The organism is Paraburkholderia sp. EG286B (assembly GCF_040965655.1).
GTDB lineage: Bacteria > Pseudomonadota > Gammaproteobacteria > Burkholderiales > Burkholderiaceae > Paraburkholderia.
Genome location: NZ_JBFRCF010000011.1, coordinates 115902 through 133922, shown reverse-complemented (window position 1 = coordinate 133922; position 18021 = coordinate 115902). Strand labels below are relative to the sequence as shown.

Annotated in this window: 19 protein-coding genes and 1 pseudogene; 10 read left to right on the top strand and 10 right to left on the bottom strand. The window is 65.6% G+C overall.

The genetic code is table 11. The features are described 5' to 3' along the window. Positions 1-11: 11 nt before the first annotated feature. The gene (locus tag AB4Y42_RS24155) at positions 12-1949 is read right to left on the bottom strand and encodes a potassium transporter Kup (protein WP_368695565.1); all 1938 of its coding nucleotides are present in this window, start codon (positions 1947-1949) and stop codon (positions 12-14) included. A 189-nt stretch (positions 1950-2138) separates the two neighbouring features. Here AB4Y42_RS24155 and AB4Y42_RS24150 point away from each other — a divergent pair, with 189 nt between their 5' ends. Beyond that, positions 2139-3119, top strand: a complete 981-nt coding sequence (locus AB4Y42_RS24150) for a GNAT family N-acetyltransferase (protein WP_368695564.1) — start codon at positions 2139-2141, stop codon at positions 3117-3119. Positions 3120-3125: 6 nt separating this feature from the next. On the opposite strand, the gene AB4Y42_RS24145 is transcribed toward AB4Y42_RS24150, so the two are convergent. Then, positions 3126-4457 carry an MFS transporter gene (locus AB4Y42_RS24145; protein ID WP_368690679.1) on the bottom strand — a complete coding sequence of 444 codons (1332 nt, stop codon included), beginning with the start codon at positions 4455-4457 and terminating at the stop codon, positions 3126-3128. 44 nt (positions 4458-4501) lie between these two features. Next, complete coding sequence (locus AB4Y42_RS24140; protein WP_368695563.1) at positions 4502-5386, bottom strand: oxaloacetate decarboxylase; 885 nt, start codon at positions 5384-5386, stop codon at positions 4502-4504. A gap of 196 nt (positions 5387-5582) precedes the next feature. On the opposite strand from AB4Y42_RS24140, the gene prpR reads away from it, so the two are divergent. The 3 genes from prpR to AB4Y42_RS24125 all read left to right on the top strand — a co-directional run bounded on the left by prpR (position 5583) and on the right by AB4Y42_RS24125 (position 9093). Further along, positions 5583-7544, top strand: a complete 1962-nt coding sequence (prpR, locus tag AB4Y42_RS24135) for a propionate catabolism operon regulatory protein PrpR (protein ID WP_368695562.1) — start codon at positions 5583-5585, stop codon at positions 7542-7544. 72 nt (positions 7545-7616) lie between these two features. Next, the gene (locus AB4Y42_RS24130; protein WP_368690817.1) at positions 7617-8231 is read left to right on the top strand and encodes a LysE family translocator; all 615 of its coding nucleotides are present in this window, start codon (positions 7617-7619) and stop codon (positions 8229-8231) included. 16 nt (positions 8232-8247) lie between these two features. After that, the gene (locus AB4Y42_RS24125) at positions 8248-9093 is read left to right on the top strand and encodes an alpha/beta hydrolase (protein WP_368695561.1); all 846 of its coding nucleotides are present in this window, start codon (positions 8248-8250) and stop codon (positions 9091-9093) included. Here AB4Y42_RS24125 and AB4Y42_RS24120 read toward each other — a convergent pair. The 3 genes and pseudogenes from AB4Y42_RS24120 to AB4Y42_RS24110 form a co-directional block, all read right to left on the bottom strand. Next, a pseudogene (locus AB4Y42_RS24120) lies at positions 9068-9265 on the bottom strand (hypothetical protein); the annotation flags it as partial. The gene AB4Y42_RS24125 and the pseudogene AB4Y42_RS24120 overlap by 26 nt on opposite strands. 28 nt (positions 9266-9293) lie before the next feature. Continuing rightward, the gene (locus AB4Y42_RS24115) at positions 9294-9563 is read right to left on the bottom strand and encodes a hypothetical protein (protein WP_368690675.1); all 270 of its coding nucleotides are present in this window, start codon (positions 9561-9563) and stop codon (positions 9294-9296) included. Between the two features lie 393 nt (positions 9564-9956). Beyond that, a complete protein-coding gene (locus AB4Y42_RS24110; RefSeq protein ID WP_368690674.1) occupies positions 9957-10247 on the bottom strand; it encodes a hypothetical protein in 291 nt (96 codons plus the stop codon). Between the two features lie 165 nt (positions 10248-10412). Here AB4Y42_RS24110 and AB4Y42_RS24105 point away from each other — a divergent pair, with 165 nt between their 5' ends. Both AB4Y42_RS24105 and acnB read left to right on the top strand, forming a co-directional pair. Then, a complete protein-coding gene (locus AB4Y42_RS24105; protein ID WP_368690673.1) occupies positions 10413-10799 on the top strand; it encodes a DUF3175 domain-containing protein in 387 nt (128 codons plus the stop codon). A 180-nt stretch (positions 10800-10979) separates the two neighbouring features. Further along, complete coding sequence (gene acnB, locus AB4Y42_RS24100) at positions 10980-13565, top strand: bifunctional aconitate hydratase 2/2-methylisocitrate dehydratase (RefSeq protein ID WP_368695560.1); 2586 nt, start codon at positions 10980-10982, stop codon at positions 13563-13565. Positions 13566-13684: 119 nt separating this feature from the next. Here acnB and AB4Y42_RS24095 read toward each other — a convergent pair whose 3' ends face one another. Then, entirely contained in the window at positions 13685-14281 is a 597-nt protein-coding gene (locus tag AB4Y42_RS24095) for a TetR/AcrR family transcriptional regulator (RefSeq protein WP_368695559.1), read from the bottom strand. 115 nt (positions 14282-14396) lie between these two features. On the opposite strand from AB4Y42_RS24095, the gene AB4Y42_RS24090 reads away from it, so the two are divergent. Both AB4Y42_RS24090 and AB4Y42_RS24085 read left to right on the top strand, forming a co-directional pair. Continuing rightward, entirely contained in the window at positions 14397-14777 is a 381-nt protein-coding gene (locus AB4Y42_RS24090; RefSeq protein WP_368695558.1) for a DUF4267 domain-containing protein, read from the top strand. Between the two features lies 1 nt (position 14778). Then, positions 14779-15099, top strand: a complete 321-nt coding sequence (locus AB4Y42_RS24085) for a DoxX family protein (RefSeq protein WP_368695557.1) — start codon at positions 14779-14781, stop codon at positions 15097-15099. Positions 15100-15161: 62 nt separating this feature from the next. On the opposite strand, the gene AB4Y42_RS24080 is transcribed toward AB4Y42_RS24085, so the two are convergent. Further along, on the bottom strand, positions 15162-15572 hold the full coding sequence (locus tag AB4Y42_RS24080; protein ID WP_368695556.1) for a BON domain-containing protein: 411 nt from the start codon (positions 15570-15572) through the stop codon (positions 15162-15164). 54 nt (positions 15573-15626) lie between these two features. Continuing rightward, the gene (locus tag AB4Y42_RS24075) at positions 15627-15815 is read right to left on the bottom strand and encodes a hypothetical protein (RefSeq protein ID WP_368690667.1); all 189 of its coding nucleotides are present in this window, start codon (positions 15813-15815) and stop codon (positions 15627-15629) included. 98 nt (positions 15816-15913) lie between these two features. Between AB4Y42_RS24075 and AB4Y42_RS24070 the strand changes: the two genes are divergently transcribed. After that, entirely contained in the window at positions 15914-16564 is a 651-nt protein-coding gene (locus AB4Y42_RS24070) for an ureidoglycolate lyase (protein ID WP_368695555.1), read from the top strand. A 38-nt stretch (positions 16565-16602) separates the two neighbouring features. On the opposite strand, the gene tatA is transcribed toward AB4Y42_RS24070, so the two are convergent. After that, complete coding sequence (gene tatA, locus AB4Y42_RS24065; protein WP_368695554.1) at positions 16603-16830, bottom strand: Sec-independent protein translocase subunit TatA; 228 nt, start codon at positions 16828-16830, stop codon at positions 16603-16605. A 318-nt stretch (positions 16831-17148) separates the two neighbouring features. Here tatA and AB4Y42_RS24060 point away from each other — a divergent pair, with 318 nt between their 5' ends. Continuing rightward, positions 17149-17991, top strand: a complete 843-nt coding sequence (locus AB4Y42_RS24060) for a helix-turn-helix transcriptional regulator (protein WP_368695553.1) — start codon at positions 17149-17151, stop codon at positions 17989-17991. Positions 17992-18021 lie beyond the last annotated feature (30 nt).

Below are 18021 nucleotides of genomic sequence, written 5' to 3'. Positions count from 1 at the left end.
CGGCGTCATGCTCACAGCGCCACCTGCACGCCCAGCTCGACCACATGCGCGGGAGCCAGACCGTAATATTCGGCGCTCGAAGTGCAGTGGTACGACATGAACGCGAAGAGCCGCGCACGCCAGCGGCTCACGTCGTGCTGGGCTTGCTCGCGCAGCACCTCGTCGCGCGGCAAGTAGAACGTGGTCTGTTGCGGGTCGAAACGCCAATCGCCCAACCTGCCTTGCAGCGATGCCAAAAGCCGCGGCAGATTGGGCCGCTCGACGAAGCCATGATGCGCGACGATCTCCCAGCAACCCGCGCCGAGGTCGCGCGCTTCGATGCGCGTTTCATCGTCGGCCTGCGGTGCGGACTCCGAAACATTGGCGAACACGATCACCGTGCGATGCAGGACGTGATTGTGGCGCACGTTGCTCGCGAGCGCGGCCGGCGTCATGCCGGGTGCGTTGCCCGGATACACGGCCGTGCCCGGCACGCGAGGCGGCTTCGGATCGGCAGTGCAGATACCACGCAAAAAGACGTCCACCGATTCGCCGCGTGCCGCATGACGCGCCTCGAGTTCGCGGCCACGGTGCCAGGTACTCGTCATGATGAACAGCAATGCGCCCACGGAAACCGGGAACCAGCCACCGGTGGGAATTTTCGGCAAGCTCGCGGCAAGCAGCATGCCGTCCACGATCAGCAGCGGCACACATGCCAGCCATGTGGCGACGCGCGGCCAGCCCCATACTTCGCGACATACAGATAGCATCTGCATCGACGTGGTCACCATCGTCATCGCCACGGCGAGGCCGTAGGCGGACGTGAGCCGCTCGGAGCTGCGAAAGAACAGCACGAGAAACACCACGGCCACGAGCAAGCCCGCGTTGACCGCCGGAACATAAATCTGGCCGCGCCGCGTGCTCGAGGTTTCGATCGTACGCATGCGCGGCAGGAAGCCCAGTTCGATGGCCTGGCTCGTCATGGAAAACGCGCCCGAGATCACCGCCTGCGAGGCGATGATGGTGGCGAGCATGGCAATACCCACTGCCGGAATCAGTGCCCAATGCGGCACCGAGCGAAAGAACGGCTGGCTGGCGCCGCCCGGCTCGAACAGCACGGTCGCGGCCTGGCCGAAATAGCCCGCGACGATCGCGGGCAGCACGACGCAAAAGAACGCCATGCGGATGGAGCGCGTGCCGAAATGGCCGATGTCGGCGTAGAGCGCCTCGGCGCCCGTCAACGCGAGAATCACGGCGGCTAGCACGCCGAACGCGAGCCCCGGATGCGCGAGCGCGAGCCGCACGGCCCAGACCGGCGACGCCGCGGCGAGAATCGCCGGATAGCGCACGATGTGATACACGCCCACCGCGCCGAGGCTCAGGAACCAGAGCGCCATGACGGGCCCGAACGTGCGCCCGACCACGGCGGTGCCGCGCGACTGGAACAGGAAGAGCGCCACGAGAATCGCCAATGAAACCGGCAGCACGGCACTGTCGAATGCGGGATTGATTTCCTTGAGCCCTTCCACCGCGGAGAGCACGGAAATGGCGGGCGTGATCATCGAGTCGCCGTAGAACATCGCCGCGCCGACGAGCCCCGCGAGCACGAGCAGACGCGGGGCGGGCCGCCCCGCCTTCGCGAACCCGGCGCGCACGAGCGCCGTGAGCGCGACGATGCCGCCCTCGCCTTCGTTGTCGGCGCGCATGACGAAAGTGGCGTACTTGAGCACCACGACGATCAGCACCGCCCACAGGATCATGGAGAGCACGCCCATCACCACGGGCTGCGCCGTGGAATGCGCCGTCTGCACGGCTTCGCGCAGCGCGTAGATCGGGCTCGTGCCGATGTCGCCGAACACCACGCCGAGCGCGCCGAGCGCCAGCGCGCGCTGGCCAGCATCGGCGGCGTCCTGCTTGCGCGCCCGCTCTTTCGGCGCGTTTCCGGGCGGGTTGAGGCGTTCCTTGAGCATGGCTGCGCGGCGATCGTGGAGGCTTTGCCTTCACGCAATTGGCGTTCCTCTTGCGCCTCGGCGAGTCAAGGGTCGAACGCAATTTCCCGGCCGCGTGGCGAACTTGCGTTATCCGCCGGGCGCGCCTATATTGAGTTCGAATGGTTGCGACTCGCAACCATTCGCATGAAGACCATAACGGAGACCATCATGGATTTTGTCGACGTGCCCGCGCAGCCCCGCGAGACGACCATCCTCGAGCTGCGCGAGTTCTCGCGGCGGCTGGTGCGCGAGCTGGGCTTCATGCGTACGACGCTCGCCGACAGCGATCTCGCCCCTTCCGCCGTGCACGCCATCATCGAGATCGGCGCGCAGCCGGGCATCAACGCGAGGGCGCTGGGCGACATCCTGCGGCTCGACAAGTCGAATACGAGCCGGCAGGTCGCACGGCTCGAGGCGGCCGGCCTCGTCAAACGCAAGACCGCCGACGACGACGCGCGCTCGTCCGAGCTGACCCTGAGCGCGGCAGGCCAGAAGCTGCGCGCGAAGATCGACCGCTTCGCCACGGACCAGGTGTCCAACGCGCTGCGCAGGCTCGTTCCGGCCGACCAGCAGACACTCGTGCGGGCGCTCGCGCTCTATGCCGACGCGCTCGCGCACGACAACCCCAACGAGACCAGCACAACCGCGCCGACGGCGGGCGTGCAGATCGTGGAAGGCTACCGGCCCGGCTGCATCGGCGACATTGCGAGTCTGCACGCGCGGTTCTACGCGGCGAACTGGGGCTTCGGCGCTTTCTTCGAAAAGAAGGTGGCGGCGGAACTCGCCGATTTCGCCGGCGCCTTGCCAGCCGTTGGCAAGGCGCTCTGGCTCGCGGTGGAGCGCGATCGCGTACTGGCTTCGCTGGCGATCGACGGCAACGAGAGCGGCAACGCCGGCGTGGCCCACCTGCGCTGGTTCATCGTGGACGACTCACTGCGCGGCACCGGCGTCGGCAGGCAGCTGATGACGAACGCGATGCAGTTCGTCGATGCGCACTACGCCGAGACTTACCTGTGGACCTTCAAGGGCCTCGACGCCGCGCGGCATCTGTACGAGTCGTTCGGCTTTCACCTCGCGGAAGCGTCCGAAGGCGACCAGTGGGGCACGAAGGTCACGGAGCAGCGCTTCGTGCGGCGCCGCGCCGGTTGACTCGCATCACACGGAACTTGCCGGGCGCCCGCGCGTTTCCGGCATGCGCAGATACACGATCAGCGAAATCGCCGCGCAGGCCGTGACGTACCAGTAGAAGTACTGCTCGTGCCCGCTCGCCTTGAAGCGCAGCGCGACGAACTCCGTCGTGCCGCCGAGAATCGCCGTGGTGAGCGCATACGGCAGGCCCACGGCGAGCGCGCGGATGCGCGTGGGGAACAGCTCCGTTTTCGCGAGCATGTGCACCGAGGTGAAGCCGCTCAGCATCACGAGCCCGGCGAACGACAGCAGGAATGCCACCAGCGGATCGCGCGTATGGCTCAGCGCCGTGAAGAGCGGCACGGAAAACAGCGTGGTCGACAGGCCAAAACAGATCAGCACCGGGCGGCGGCCGAACACGTCGGAAGCGAGCCCGAACAGCGGCTGGAGCGGCATATACAGCAGCAGCGCGCCGGTGGAGACGAGCGTCGACATCTCCTTCGAAAGGCCCACGGTGTTCACGAGGTACTTCTGCATATAAATCGTGAACGTATAGAAGCCCACCGTGCCGCCCACGGTAATGCCGATGGCGAGCAGAATCTGCCGCCAGTGCGACAGCAGTTGCTGCAGCGCCGGCGGACCGGCTTCACGCCGGCCGCGCTCGAACGCTTCGGTTTCCGTCACGTTGCGGCGCATGTAAAGCGCGAACAGCGCGAGCGCGCCGCCCAGCAGAAACGGCACGCGCCAGCCCCAGCGCTCGATCTGCTCGGCCGTCATCAGCAGGTTCTGCATGACGAGCATGAGGGCGAGCGCAACGAGCTGCCCGGCCACCACGCTCACCTGCAAAAAGCCGAGATAAAAGCCGCGCCGGTTGGCGGGCGCGATCTCGCTGAGGTAAGTCGCGCTGGTGCCGTACTCGCCGCCCATGCTCAGGCCCTGCAGCAGGCGCGCCGCAATCAGCACGACAGGCGCGAGCACGCCGATGCTCGCGTAACCGGGCGTGAGCGCGATCATCAGCGAGCCGATGCACATGGCCGTGACCGACCACGTGAGCGCGGACTTGCGCCCGTGGCGGTCGGCGTAGAAGCCCACGAGCCAGCTGCCGAGCGGTCTCGCCACGTAGCCCACGGCCGCGATGGCCGCCGTGTTCATGAGCTGCACGGTCGGCTTGTCGCTCGGGAAAAACGACTTCGCGAAGTAAATCGAAAAAATGCTGTACGCCAGAAAGTCGTACCACTCGATCAGGTTGCCGGCCAGGCCCCCGACGATCGAACGGATGCGTGGCCGTGCGCTCGGTGCAGCGTATGCTTCCACCGCCTGGTTGTCGATTCGGACTCCGAAATCCGTGTCATTCGACATGCGTGTCTCCTCCTCTTGTTTTTCAAAATTCCGGGGGGTGCCGTTCAGTCCTTCGGTGCGTACTCGCGATCGAGCCGGTCGAAGAGCGGCTTGTTCACGAGGCGCTGACGCTCGGCGAACGGCGCGACGATCGTCGCGTCTTCATCGAGCCGGCCATTCGCGCGCAATTGCCCGAGAGCACGCTGCATGCCGACCACGGCGCCCTGCAGCGCCGCGTTCGCGTACAGCACCAGCGCGTAGCCAAGGCCCGCCAGCGCTTCGCGCGACTGCACCGGCGTCTTGCCGCCAATCACGATGTTGATGAGTTGCGGCGCGTCGATGAGTTTGGGCAGCCGTTCGATGTCTTCGAGCTTTTCCGTGGCTTCGATGAAGAGAATGTCCGCGCCCGCCTCGATGAACGCGTGGCCGCGCGCGATCGCGTCTTCGATGCCGTGCACGGCAGCCGCATCGGTGCGCGCCATGATGAGCAGGTTGCCGTCTTCGCGCGCGTCCACGGCCGCGCGGATCTTGCCCACCATCTCGCTCGCGCCGATCACTTCCTTGTTGGCGAAGTGGCCGCACTTCTTCGGCGTCACCTGGTCTTCGAACTGGATCGCGTCGGCGCCGCTGCGCTCGAGCGTGCGCACGGTCTGGCGCACGTTGAGCGCGTTGCCGAAGCCCGTGTCGGCGTCGACGATGAGCGGCAGGTTGACCGCGTCGCGCACGCGCGCCGTGTGCTCGGCAATGTCGCTCAAGCCGATGAAGCCGAGATCGGGCAGGCCGAACGACATGTTGGTGACGCCCGCGCCCGTGAGGTACAGCGCCTCGAAGCCGGCGTCCTCGATCACGCGGGCGCTCATGGCGTTGAAGGCGCCCGGCACGAGCAGGCCGCGGCGTTCGTCGACCTTGGCGCGGAACGCGGCGCGGCGTGCGGCAGTGGAAGTGGTCATCGCGATGACTCCGTTCAGTGGGTTTTGAGATGGCTCGGATATTCGCACGATGTATGCCAACCAGCGGAAGCTGGGCGCAAGCCATATAAAACAATACTTTAGGCGGCCCAGCGTGCGATCGACGTTTCATGCCACAATCTCTGGAACGTTTCATGAAACGTTCCAGAACGCCAAATTTCGTACCGAGGATTCCGCCGTGCCTCCCCCCAGCCCGCCCCAGGCCGCCAGCCGCCCGAGCATCGCGCTCGTGAGCATCAGCCGCTTGCGCAATCTCTGCGAAACCGTGGCGCCGCGCTATGCCAGCGAGGCGCGCTTCTTCAACGTGCGCGAAGGCTATGGCGACGCCGTCACGGCGCTGCAGCCCTATATCGAAGCCGGCACCGTGGACGTGGTGCTCGCCGCCGGCTCCAACGGCGCGTACCTGCGCGACAACCTGAGCGTGCCCGTGGTCATGGTCAAAGTGAACGGCTTCGACGTACTGGCCGGCATCACGCACGCGAACGCCACCTGGCCCGGCGCGCCGATCGGGCTGATCCTGCATGAGAGCGTCTCGCACGAACTCGCCGACCTCGGGGCGTGGCTCAACCTGCGCCTCACGCAGCGCGCCTATCGCACGGTGGACGAAGTGCGCGACGCCGTCACGGCGCTCGCCGACGAGGGCTGCCGCGTCATCATCGGCCCCGGCATGGCCTGCGATCTCGCCCAGGCCGCGGGGCTCGAAAGCGTGTTCCTCTACTCGCTGGGCGCGGTGCACGAGGCGTTCGAGCGCTCCGTGGAACTGGCGCGCGTGAGCCGCCAGAAGGAGTCCAAGCGGGTGCGCCTGAACACGATCGTCGCGCACCTGCGCGACGGCGTGGCCGCGTTCGACGCAGCCGGTCAGCTCGAAGCGGTCAATCCGGCCATGCTCGATCTGCTCGGTCTCGACCGCGCGCGCGATGTGAGCGCGCAACTGGTCCGCTCGGTGGGCCCGCTGCTGCGCGAAGTGGCCGGCAGCGATGCGGCCGTCGATGAACGCATCGAGCAGATCGGCGGGCGCTCGCTGATCGTAAGCTGCGTGCCGATCGTCGAGCAAGGCGCGCGCTCGGGCGCGGTGGTCACGGCGCAGGATGCGCTCGTCGCGCAGCGCATCGACCGGTCGCTGCGCACGACCCAGCGGCCGCGGCACCTCGTGGCCCGCTACGAACTGGACGACCTGGTCGGCGTTGCGCCCGCCATGGCGCGCGTCCGCCGCCTCGCGGCCATGAGCGCCGCCCACGACGCCACCGTACTGCTCACGGGAGAAAGCGGCACGGGCAAGGAACTCGTCGCGCAGGGCATCCACAACGCGAGCCGGCGGCGCGGCAATCCATTCGTCGCCTTCAACTGCGCGGCGCTGCCCGAGGGGCTGATCGAGAGCGAGCTGTTCGGTCACGAGGAAGGCGCATTTACGGGCGCGCGGCGCGGCGGCAAGCCTGGCCTCGTCGAAATCGCGCATACGGGCACGATCTTTCTCGACGAAATCGGCGAGATGCCGCCCGCGCTGCAAAGCCGCCTGCTGCGTGTGCTCCAGGAGCGCGAGGTGATGAAGCTGGGCGCCAGCCGCGCCACGCCCGTGGACGTGCGCGTGATCGCCGCCACGCACCGCGACTTGCGCGCGCTGGTGCAGGAAGGCGCATTTCGCGCCGATCTGTATTTCCGGCTCAACCTGCTTCATATTCCGTTGCCGGCCTTGCGCGAACGGCGCGAGGACATAGGCGCGCTCGCGCGCCATCTACTCGAACGTATGGCCGATCGCTACGCCCTGCGCGCCGCCGCGATCGAGCGCGTGCTCACGCTGTTCGCGCCGTACTTCGCGAGCTATGCGTGGCCGGGGAATGTTCGCGAACTCGAAAATCTGCTCGCGCGGGCGGCCATCTTCCTCGCCGACGAAACCGGCGGCACGCACGGCGATAGTTCGTTATACGATGTATTTCCGGAGTTCGCGCAAAGCGACGCAGCGAGCCATGCGCCGCGGCGCGCGGCGACTGCCTCGAACGGCGCGCGGCGCGACGACGCCACGCCGGTCACGCGGGAAGACGTCGAGCGCGCGCTCGCCGCGCACGGCGGCAATCGGGCCGCCGCCAGCCGCGCGCTCGGCATAGGCCGCACGACGCTGTGGCGCTTGATGAAGGGCGCCTGAGCGCACGGAGTATCATGACGACCTTCACGATGCGTCGATTGAGGGCGCATCGGACCTGCCGCGGAACCTGCTATCGTGAACTATTTCAACGTCCTGCTCGCGCTTTCGGGCGTCCTGCTGCTGAGCGTCGCCAGCCCCGGGCCGAACTTCGTGATCGTCACGTCCACGGCGGTGGCCTCGCGGCGCGCGGGCCTCGCGACCGGCCTCGGCCTCGCCGCCGCCTCCGGCACGTGGGCATGGATCGCCATCGCGGGCCTGAGCCTGATCGTCACCCACGTGGCCTGGATCGGCACCGGGCTGCGCATCGCGGGCGCGGGCTATCTGATCTGGCTCGGCGCGAAAATGCTCCTCACGGCGCGACAGCCCTTGCAGGTTGCCGCGCAGGCGGGCGCATCGGGTTGGGCCGCCGCGAAGAAGGGCTACGTCGTCAGCATGACGAATCCCAAGGCCATTGCGTTCTACGGCAGCATCTTCGCGTTGATGGTGCCCGCTACGGCGCCGCGCTGGCTCGAAGTGGCGGTCGTCGTGATCGCCATTCTCATTTCGTGCGCCTGGTATTGTTCGATGGCCCTGCTCGCCTCGCATCCCACCGTGCGCCAATTCCTCGTCCGGCGCAAAGCCGCGCTCGACTCGGTGGTGGGCGTTGTGCTGATCGGACTCGGCGGGCGCATGCTCGCAGGCCGCTGAGCCCGGTCACGCGGCCATGAGCGGGCGCCTGGCCTGGCGATGGCTGCTTGCCGCGCCGCTGGTGTCGGCATTGACACTGGCGTTCGTGCTCGCGGCGGCGTCCTTGCTAGCCCACGCGCAAAGCGCGCCCAGGGTCGTCGACCTTCCTACCCGGCCCGGCGTCACCCAGCGCTTCCTGTTCATTGCACCGGCAGCGCCAAAGGCGGTCGCGATTCTTTACGCGGGCGGGCACGGCGGCCTGCAACTGGAACCGCAGGGAAGCTTCGGCTGGGGCGCCAACAATTTTCTAGTGCGCAGCCGCATGCTGTTCGTGAACGACGGCGTGGCCGTGGCGCTCGTCGACGCACCGAGCGACCGGCAAGCGCCGCCCTACCTCGACGGCTTTCGCCTCACGCCCGAACACGCCGCGGACGCCCGCGCCGTGATCGCATGGTTGCGCGAACAACTGCACGTGCCGGTCTGGCTCGTCGGCACGAGCCGCGGCACGCAGTCGGTCGCGGCCATCGCCATTGCGCTCGCGAAAGACGACGCAAGCCCCGGCGCGGGCCCGGACGGCATCGTGCTCACCTCGACCATCCTGCGCGAAAACCGGGGCGGCGATCCGGTCACGGGCATGAACCTCGCCGCACTCAGGATTCCCGTGCTCGTGGTGCACAACAAGGACGACGCCTGCAAGGTGTGCCCGGTAGCCGAAACGGACACCCTCATGCAAAAGCTCACGCAAGCGCCGAGAACGAAGCTGACGCTCGTCTCCGGCGGCGCCTCGCGGGGCGACCCGTGCGGGGCGTTCGCGTATCACGGCTTCAATGGCATCGAAAGCGAGGTCGTGCACGGCATCACGGCGTGGATGCTTGCGCCCTAGCGGGTTTTCGCACCGGCCGCCCCACCTCTTCCCGCACCTCGCTTCTCAGCCAGTCGCGAAACGCCGTGAGCTTCGGCAGACTCGCGCACTCGGGCCGATAGACCACGTAGTACGCCAGCGCCGACGTAAGGGCGACCTCCGGAAAGAGACGCACGGCGTACTCGGCGGCCAATGCGAGCGCGTCGCGGCATTTCGCAGGACTAACCGCCCTTCTTTTTCACGGGCGCGCTGTTGTGCCCGAACGACCCCGGCGGCTCCGCCCGGCCGTGGTGGCCGAGCGGCACCTCTGCGGTCTGCTCCGGATGCGGGCCGCCCTCGCGCGGCATGAACTCGGGCCGCGACTCCGGTTGATCGAAGCTGCCCGGCGCACCCCGTGCGGGTTTCTCCTGCGCCGGTTGCTTGCCGGCGGCGAGTTCGTCGCCGGTTTTGCTGGCCTCGTCCGGCCTGGGGTTTTGTGGCGAAAGACCCATACTCGGCTCCTTAAGGGGCGTGGATGCGAGGCATCCTGTTCATTCTTTCGGACCGCTCGCCGGCGCCGCTTGCGGGCCGGCTGGCGCCGACATCTGGCTACCCGGAGAATTCTGGGTTTGCGGGCGCGCACCTTCGTCCGCACGTTTGCAGGCCGTACAGCCGAGCGCCAGCGCGGCCGCGCCGAGCAGCCACAAACGCGGCCAGGAGCGGGGACGCGGCCTGGCCAGATTGGCAGCCGATTTCGCAGAGCTTTTCATCTGATCCCTCCCTTGTGTGCGCCATTTGCAAATCCGCGCGCCACGCTTGTAATTCTTCTACCCCGTTCCCCGCCTCTCCAATCTTTCACTTTGGCGCTGGCGCGCTCCGTCTCGCGCCGGTCCTGCGCCTATCCTTCATTCCCGATAGGCCGCCATCACGATCCACATGTCGCGCTCGCCGTTGCTCACTTCAGCAGCCAGCGCATAGCGGTCGTGCGGGCTGCAGGCGTTCTGCAGCGCCTTGCGCGCCTGTTCCGTGTTGTCGTAATCGCGCTTTTCCAGCGGACGCACTTCGTTGCGTCCCTCGAACATCTTCTGGTCCCTCCGGTAGATAAGCGTTTCGGTTTTCCATTCGCGAAAACATTCCCGGACATGCTGGAAATCGCCTCCGCAGACGTTCACTTCGTAGCGTGGAGTTGACTTCATGATCGACTGCCTCCCTTGCCGGTTCGACGCGCACCTGCCGCTTTCCTCACGCCGCGCGCGTGCACACCCGCGAGGTCGCATAGGGCGTGCCGGACCTGACCTCACAGTGCGGGCGGTATTGCAATTGCGCAGCGGGTGAATCGTCTGATGGGAGAGGGAGAAGTCATGAGCACGAGCCAGCATCCAGCTACGCGGCGCAAGGGCGGCCGCCCCGCGCGGCAGCGTCATGCCCACGCGAGCGCCGCGAAAGGTCACTCGAAACGTGCCACGAGCGGCGCCACGAACAAATGGTCGAAGCACGTGAACGAGACGAGCGACGCCATGGACATCGAGTCTGGCGTATTCAGGTCCGGCAGCGCCGAAGCGATCGCCCGTTCGCTCAAGGAATCGTCGCTGCACAGCCGGCGGCGCAAGGGCACGCCGTTTCAGTCGGCCATGTCGATGCTGAACTTCTACATCAATCGCGCGGGTAGAAATCTGCCCAAATCGCGGCGCGACACGCTCGTGAAAGCCAAGGGAAAGCTGCGGGAAGCGTTTGGCCGCAAGCCCTGAGCGAAAATTTCAGGCTTTTTCACGGTGGCATCGGCTTCGCGGCTCAACTCTTATATAAGACATAAGACATTTGACGTTATATCGTATTGCGCTTAAAATCCCGCTCAAAGCAGTGCCTGGAAAAGCCTCGGAGTGCCTGAAAAGCCTTCGCCTTCAAACGCAATACCAGTAGGTCCCCCAATGCTTGAAAACTTTCGCGCTCACGTAGCCGCACGCGCCGCGCTCGGCATTCCCCCCCTGCCGCTCACGGCTCAGCAGACCGCCGAACTGGTGGAACTGCTGACGAATCCTCCCGCTGGCGAAGAGCAGACGCTGCTCGACCTGATCACCAACCGCGTGCCCGCAGGCGTCGACGAAGCCGCCCGCGTGAAGGCCGGGTTCCTGGCCGCCGTGGCCAAGGGCGAAACCGCCTGCGCGCTGATCTCGCGCGCTCGCGCCACCGAACTGCTCGGCACGATGCTGGGCGGCTACAACATCGCCCCGCTGATCGCCCTGCTGTCCGACGCCGAAGTGGGCACCGTGGCTGCCGACGCGCTGAAGAAAACCCTGCTGATGTTCGACCAGTTCCACGACGTCAAGGAACTGGCCGACAACGGCAACGCCAACGCCAAGGCAGTGCTGCAAAGCTGGGCTGACGCCGAATGGTTCACGAGCCGTCCGGAAGTGCCGCAAAGCCTGACCATCACCGTGTTCAAGGTGACGGGCGAAACCAACACCGACGACCTCTCGCCGGCCCCGGACGCGACCACCCGCCCGGACATCCCGCTGCACGCGCTGGCGATGCTGAAGAACGCGCGTCCCGGCATCACGCCGGAAGAAGACGGCAAGCGCGGCCCGGTCAAGTTCATCGAATCGCTGAAGGAAAAGGGCCACCTGGTCGCCTACGTGGGCGACGTGGTCGGCACCGGCTCCTCGCGCAAGTCGGCCACCAACTCGGTGCTGTGGTTCACGGGCGAAGACATCCCCTTCATCCCGAACAAGCGCTTCGGCGGCGTGTGCCTGGGCGGCAAGATCGCACCGATCTTCTACAACACGATGGAAGACGCCGGCGCCCTGCCGATCGAACTCGACGTGTCGCAGATGGAAATGGGCGACGTGGTCGAACTGCGCCCGTACGAAGGCAAGGCGCTCAAGAACGGCGCAGTGATCGCCGAATTCCAGGTCAAGTCCGACGTGCTGTTCGACGAAGTGCGCGCCGGCGGCCGCATTCCGCTGATCATCGGCCGCGGCCTGACGGCCAAGGCGCGTGAAGCGCTGGGCCTGGCCCCGTCGACGCTGTTCCGCCTGCCGCAGAACCCGGCCGACAGCGGCAAGGGCTTCTCGCTGGCGCAGAAGATGGTTGGCCGCGCGTGCGGTCTGCCGGAAGGCCAGGGCGTGCGCCCGGGCACGTACTGCGAACCGAAGATGACCTCGGTCGGCTCGCAGGACACCACGGGCCCGATGACCCGCGACGAACTGAAGGACCTGGCGTGCCTCGGCTTCTCGGCCGACCTCGTCATGCAGTCGTTCTGCCACACCGCCGCTTATCCGAAGCCGGTGGACGTGAAGACGCACCAGACGCTGCCGAACTTCATCAGCAACCGTGGCGGCATCGCGCTGCGTCCGGGCGACGGCGTGATCCACTCGTGGCTGAACCGCATGCTGCTGCCCGACACCGTCGGCACCGGCGGCGACTCGCACACGCGCTTCCCGATCGGCATCAGCTTCCCGGCAGGCTCGGGTCTGGTCGCCTTCGCGGCCGCCACCGGCACGATGCCGCTGGACATGCCCGAATCGGTGCTCGTGCGCTTCAAGGGCAAGATGCAGCCGGGCGTCACGCTGCGCGACCTCGTGAATGCGATCCCGCTGTGGGCGATCAAGCAAGGCTCGCTGACGGTCGCCAAGCAAGGCAAGAAGAACATTTTCTCGGGCCGCATTCTCGAAATCGAAGGCCTGCCCGATCTGAAGGTCGAGCAAGCGTTCGAACTCTCGGACGCATCGGCTGAACGTTCGGCTGCCGGTTGCACGGTGCACCTGAACAAGGAACCGATCATCGAATACCTCAACAGCAACATCACGCTGCTGAAGTGGATGATCGCCCAGGGCTACCAGGACCCGCGCAGCCTGCAGCGCCGTATCAAGGCGATGGAAGCATGGCTGGCCGATCCGCAACTGCTCCAACCGGATGCCGACGCCGAGTACGCCGCCGTCATCGAAATCGACCTAGCCGACGTGCATGAGCCGATCGTGGCCTGCCCGAACGATCCGGACGACGTGAAGACGCTGTCGGACGTCGCCGGCGCCAAGATCGACGAAGTGTTCATCGGCTCGTGCATGACCAACATCGGTCACTTCCGTGCCGCGTCGAAGCTGCTCGAAGGCAAGCGCGACATTCCGGTCAAGCTGTGGGTCGCGCCGCCGACCAAGATGGACCAGAAGCAGCTGACCGAAGAAGGCCACTACGGCGTGTTCGGCACGGCTGGCGCGCGTACCGAAATGCCGGGCTGCTCGCTGTGCATGGGCAACCAGGCACAGGTGCGCGAAGGCGCAACGGTCATGTCGACCTCGACGCGTAACTTCCCGAACCGCCTGGGCAAGAACACGAACGTGTACCTCGGCTCGGCGGAACTGGCGGCGATCTGCTCGCGTCTGGGCAAGATCCCGACCAAGGAAGAGTACATGGCCGATATGGGCGTGCTCAACGCCAACGGCGACAAGATTTATCAGTACATGAACTTCGACCAGATCGCCGACTTCAAGGAAGTGGCCGATACGGTGACGATGTAAGTGTGATGCTGGAGTACGGCGCGGGACTTTAGTTCTAGATCTGCGCCGTAGCACCAGACAGTGGCGCCGCAGGCTGAATGCCTGCGGCGCCATTTTTTTTGGTTCGTCGAGGTGCTTCCTTATGAGCCGGGGTCGAGCGAGCCGTTGCGAGAAGCGATGACTGCCCGGACGACCAGCATGATGCGTTCGACCCGCGCGCCGGGCCGGATTCGGCCTGCACGTTCGAGTTCGGCAAGCCCATGCAAAGCTGCCCAAAAGGTCTCGGTCACGTTCTCGACATCGACGCAGAACGGCGCGACGACCGATGCGAGCGCTTCGAAACCGGCCCGCAGTTCCGGCCGCGTTTCGGCGTCGGCAAACCGCAGATTGGTCGGAAGCGTGAACATCGCCTCGTAGAGCGCGGGACACCGCGCTGCGAAGCCGAGATAGGCCACGGCGACATTCTCGACGGCGTTTTCTTGCCCCGCCGCTCCATGCGCCGCTTCCCGCAGCGCTACCGTGAGTTCCTGAAAGCCCTCGAGAGCAACGGCTGAAACGATCGCGTCCCGATTCTCGAAATGCGAGTAGAGGACCGGCTGGCTATATTCGATCTCTTCGGCGAGGCGGCGAACCGTGACGGCGTCCCACCCATCGCGCTCCGCGATCACGCGCGCTGCCGCGACGATGCGGGACTCGCGCTCAGCCCGTTGCCTGCCTTTGCGCTCGGCAATACTCAACTTGTCCTCTCCCTGACCCCGATGGTCCACATGGCCTGCGATGATACGGAAGCTTGAAAATATAGCAACGCTAGATTATATTCCGCCACTACACCACGAAGCATAGGACTCTGCGATGCATTGGCTTTCGTTCGGACTGGCGCTGTTTCTCGCCCTCGCGATTATCGCGATCGGCACCCAATATCTCGTTAGGCCGATGACCGCGACACGCAGTTTCGGTCTGCCGCTTCCAGAAAACGGCGCCAACACTGCCTGGTGGCTTCGCCTCAAGGGCGTGCGCGACATTGCGTCGGGATTGGCGGTCCTGGCGTTCATGGTGTGGGGCACGCCGCTCGGGATCGGCATCGTCCTGCTCGTGGAAGCCGTCATTCCGGTTGGCGACATGTTGCTCATTCTTGCCGCGAAGGGCTCCACCAAAAGCGCCTTCGGCATGCATGGCGCGACGGCCGCGCTGATGGTCTTCACCGCGATTTCGATGATGATGGGAGGGCGCTGAGATGGTCCACGCGCTTTCGATCTGGCTGCTCGCCGCCGGCTTCTTCGGCGCAGGTCTCTTCAACGCGATCGGCACGCCCGCTTCGCAAGGCGATTACGCCCGGTGGGGTTACCCGCGCTGGTGGGGTCGTTTGACCGGCGCACTGGAGATGCTGTCCGCCGTGCTGATCGCGCTTCCGGCAACTCGCATGATTGGCCTGGCGCTCGGGACGCTCATCATTGCGGCTGCGGTGTTGACCGTTCTGCGTCACCGCGACTTCTCGCACCTTGTGCCGCTGGGTGTGTTTGTCGCTGTGATCGCGATCGCAGGAATCTCCGCTTGAAAGGGCCGCGCGCTGATCTGCACATCCCGCACAGTCAGCGCGCGAATGCCAACGCGGGGTACTCAGCCATTCCCGCCGTGAAAGAGCGTCAGCCTGTTCGTCACCGAAGTCACACCCTGCACCGAACGCGCAACGTCTTCCGCCTGGCGGATCTGGTCGCCAGTGCGAACCGTGCCGCTCAGCGTCACGGCGCCGCTGCGCGCGCGCACGAAAACGCCGGACACGTTGAATCCCTGCGCCCTCGACAACGCACGTCGCACGGCACGGGCAAGTGCGCGGTCCGCCTTCTTCTCGCTGGGCGCCGCCTGGGTCGTGCTCGGCGCCATCGACGCGTCAGTTGGCGCATTTGCCGATTGGGCATGCGCCATGCCAGCGGCGGTCAACAGAAAAGACGCCAACACGGCGCATCGCAGATTCGATTTCATGACCCACTCCTGACAGTGCCGCGCAGGGACGCGCCGGCCGCCGTCCATATTGCACCTCCACGCAAGCACCCGCTCCGAAGGCGCTCGCATCGCGCCGCCGCACTACACGGCCGCGGATGCCGCCGCCACGCCCAGAAAGGTCTGCACGATTCCTCGCTTGCGCTGGCTGTGCAGGCAGGCCACCGAATCGATATTGCAGCCGCGCAGTTCCTCCACCGGGATGGCAACGCAACGCGCGCACTCGGGAATCTCGCGTTCGAGCACGAATCCGATGCCGAGGCCTTGCCGCACGGCTCGGCATTAATTTGACTGGCACCGGGTACGCGCTCTAAGCTCGATGTCGTTGCGGTTCTGGCGACCCGCCCTGTTGACGCCTGGTGAGATTCGTAATGAGCAAAGAGATCGACTACCTCAATCCCGCCCTCCCTCGGGGCCTGCGGCGAGTGGCGATGCCCGTGGTCGACGCGACCACGGCAACGCTGAATGGCTATGGCAAGCTGGTGGACGACCCGCACGCATGCCAGGTGGAAATCGTCCAGTGGCCTGCGATGGGGTCAAGGCCGATCGACCCGGGAACCGGCGACGAAGCGGGCACGACCGAAGGCACGTTCGTCAGCGAATGGCGCGGCGACATTCTCTACGGGCGAAACGAAGCCGTAGGCGGCAACTATGTTCTCGCCTACGCAACGGAGCCGGAAGACGCACGCGAAGACAACGCCGCCGCACCCGAACGCATGTTGATATGGCATGCGAACTATCACCCGGACGGCGGCCAACTGTTCTTTCCGCTCGATCATCGCCCGTTCTACGTGCCGCTGGCATTGCCGGGCGACGACATTACGCCGGAGAAGTTCGTGTGCTTCCGCTTCGACGGACACCAGGGTCTCTATATCCACCCCAACATCTGGCATGAAGGCGTGTTCACGCTCGAGGGGACGCAGCGATTCTTCGACAAACAAGGCGCTGTTCATGCGCGCGTCTCGGTCGAATTTGCGTCGGAGTTCGGCTGTCTGCTCGAGGCCGCCATCGCGCGTGACTAGCGCGCGTTGCACCCGCAGACGCACGGAGACGGATGAGGCTAGCGGACGTCGCTCGAGCGGGTCACGTCCTTTACTTCCGCGTCGACGGCATCGCTGTGCTGCAATGCAGGCTGCCGTTCAGGCGTTTCGCCTTGCGCCATGCCTTCCTTGAATCCCTTCACCGCGACGCCCAGATCGCCGCCGATGTTCCGTAGCTTGTTCGTACCGAAAACCAGTGCCACGATCAGAAGAACGATCATCCAATGCCAGATGCTCAATGAACCCATAACTGAAAATCCTCTCTTTGCCGTCGCAAGCGTCGCTTGCGACGAATGACATGAACGTTGCGGCCCGAACCGGCGTATCGCCCGATGTGCCGCAGGCGTATTGGAACGCGCGGACGTGTCTCGCTCGTTTCCTGGAACGGCGGTTTTGTATGCGCATGTACGCATGCGCCCTGTAGATACATGCAAATACAAAAGGGAGCCGGGTCCGCCAATTTGCGCGCGAATCCCGGCGTCAGCGCGGTCGTCGCACGACCGCCTTTCAAACGGTTCCAGACAAGCGTTTAATATCGGCTGCAACGTCTCTTTGGGAGCCCTCCCATGCTTAGGGTCCTTGAACCGGGCGACTACTTCGGCACCACTTCCCTGCGCTACGGTAGTGACGGCATCTCGCTCGTGGAGACCGATTTCGCCACGGATCTGATCATTCCGCAGCACGAGCATGTCAACCCGTTTTTCTGTTTCGTGCTGAACGGTTGCGGAACCCGATCCTGGCCGGCCCGCCGCGGTCAAGACGGGCCGATGTCACTGACGTTTTTCCCCGCAGGCGTGCCCCATGCCAACACCTGGTACGGGGCCGGCGGCAAAGCCCTCCATCTCGAGTTCACGACCTCGTGGGCACAGCGCCTTGGCGGGCGGACCCGGGTGCTCGATCGTCCCGATGACTTTGCAGGCGGGGCGCCGCTGTCGTTCATGCGCCGCCTGGTCCGCGAATGCCGTGAGCAGGATTCGGCGACGTCGCTGGCCGTCGAAGGGCTGGTACTCGAACTTCTCGCCGCGTGCGAGCGGTCCGTCCCGCGCGCGCCGACGGTTGGCGGTTCGCGCCGCTGGCTCACTCGCGTGGAAGCCATGCTGCACGATCGCTTTCGCGAGACGTTGACGCTCGATGAAATTGCTTCGGAGAACCATGTTTCTGCCGACCACCTCGCGCGTGAATTCCGCAAGCACGTTGGCTGTACGGTCGGAGAGTACGTGCGCCAGCTGCGGCTCGATTTCGCCTGCGCTCAATTAACGAGTGGACGCCTTTCGCTCGCCGCGATTGCCGAGGCCGCCGGCTTTGCCGATCAAAGCCACTTTACGCGGGTCTTTCGGCGCAGCATGGGGCTGACACCAGGCGCGTATCGCGCGCAGCTGCTCGAAGATCGCTCCCGTACCAAAGATTGACGGTCCGGTACAAGACTCACGGTGCGGCCA

Excerpts from the sequence above, each read along its gene's own strand:
- AB4Y42_RS24150 (WP_368695564.1), top strand. The coding sequence starts at position 2,139 with ATGGATTTTGTCGACGTGCCCGCGCAGCCCCGCGAGACGACCATCCTC.
- AB4Y42_RS24115 (WP_368690675.1), bottom strand. The coding sequence starts at position 9,563 with ATGGGTCTTTCGCCACAAAACCCCAGGCCGGACGAGGCCAGCAAAACC.
- AB4Y42_RS24060 (WP_368695553.1), top strand. The coding sequence starts at position 17,149 with ATGCTTAGGGTCCTTGAACCGGGCGACTACTTCGGCACCACTTCCCTG.
- AB4Y42_RS24140 (WP_368695563.1), bottom strand. The coding sequence starts at position 5,386 with ATGACCACTTCCACTGCCGCACGCCGCGCCGCGTTCCGCGCCAAGGTC.
- AB4Y42_RS24110 (WP_368690674.1), bottom strand. The coding sequence starts at position 10,247 with ATGAAGTCAACTCCACGCTACGAAGTGAACGTCTGCGGAGGCGATTTC.
- AB4Y42_RS24080 (WP_368695556.1), bottom strand. The coding sequence starts at position 15,572 with ATGGACGGCGGCCGGCGCGTCCCTGCGCGGCACTGTCAGGAGTGGGTC.
- AB4Y42_RS24145 (WP_368690679.1), bottom strand. The coding sequence starts at position 4,457 with ATGTCGAATGACACGGATTTCGGAGTCCGAATCGACAACCAGGCGGTG.
- tatA (WP_368695554.1), bottom strand. The coding sequence starts at position 16,830 with ATGGGTTCATTGAGCATCTGGCATTGGATGATCGTTCTTCTGATCGTG.
- AB4Y42_RS24070 (WP_368695555.1), top strand. The coding sequence starts at position 15,914 with ATGAGCAAAGAGATCGACTACCTCAATCCCGCCCTCCCTCGGGGCCTG.
- AB4Y42_RS24125 (WP_368695561.1), top strand. The coding sequence starts at position 8,248 with ATGAGCGGGCGCCTGGCCTGGCGATGGCTGCTTGCCGCGCCGCTGGTG.
- AB4Y42_RS24085 (WP_368695557.1), top strand. The coding sequence starts at position 14,779 with ATGGTCCACGCGCTTTCGATCTGGCTGCTCGCCGCCGGCTTCTTCGGC.
- AB4Y42_RS24105 (WP_368690673.1), top strand. The coding sequence starts at position 10,413 with ATGAGCACGAGCCAGCATCCAGCTACGCGGCGCAAGGGCGGCCGCCCC.
- AB4Y42_RS24090 (WP_368695558.1), top strand. The coding sequence starts at position 14,397 with ATGCATTGGCTTTCGTTCGGACTGGCGCTGTTTCTCGCCCTCGCGATT.
- acnB (WP_368695560.1), top strand. The coding sequence starts at position 10,980 with ATGCTTGAAAACTTTCGCGCTCACGTAGCCGCACGCGCCGCGCTCGGC.
- AB4Y42_RS24155 (WP_368695565.1), bottom strand. The coding sequence starts at position 1,949 with ATGCTCAAGGAACGCCTCAACCCGCCCGGAAACGCGCCGAAAGAGCGG.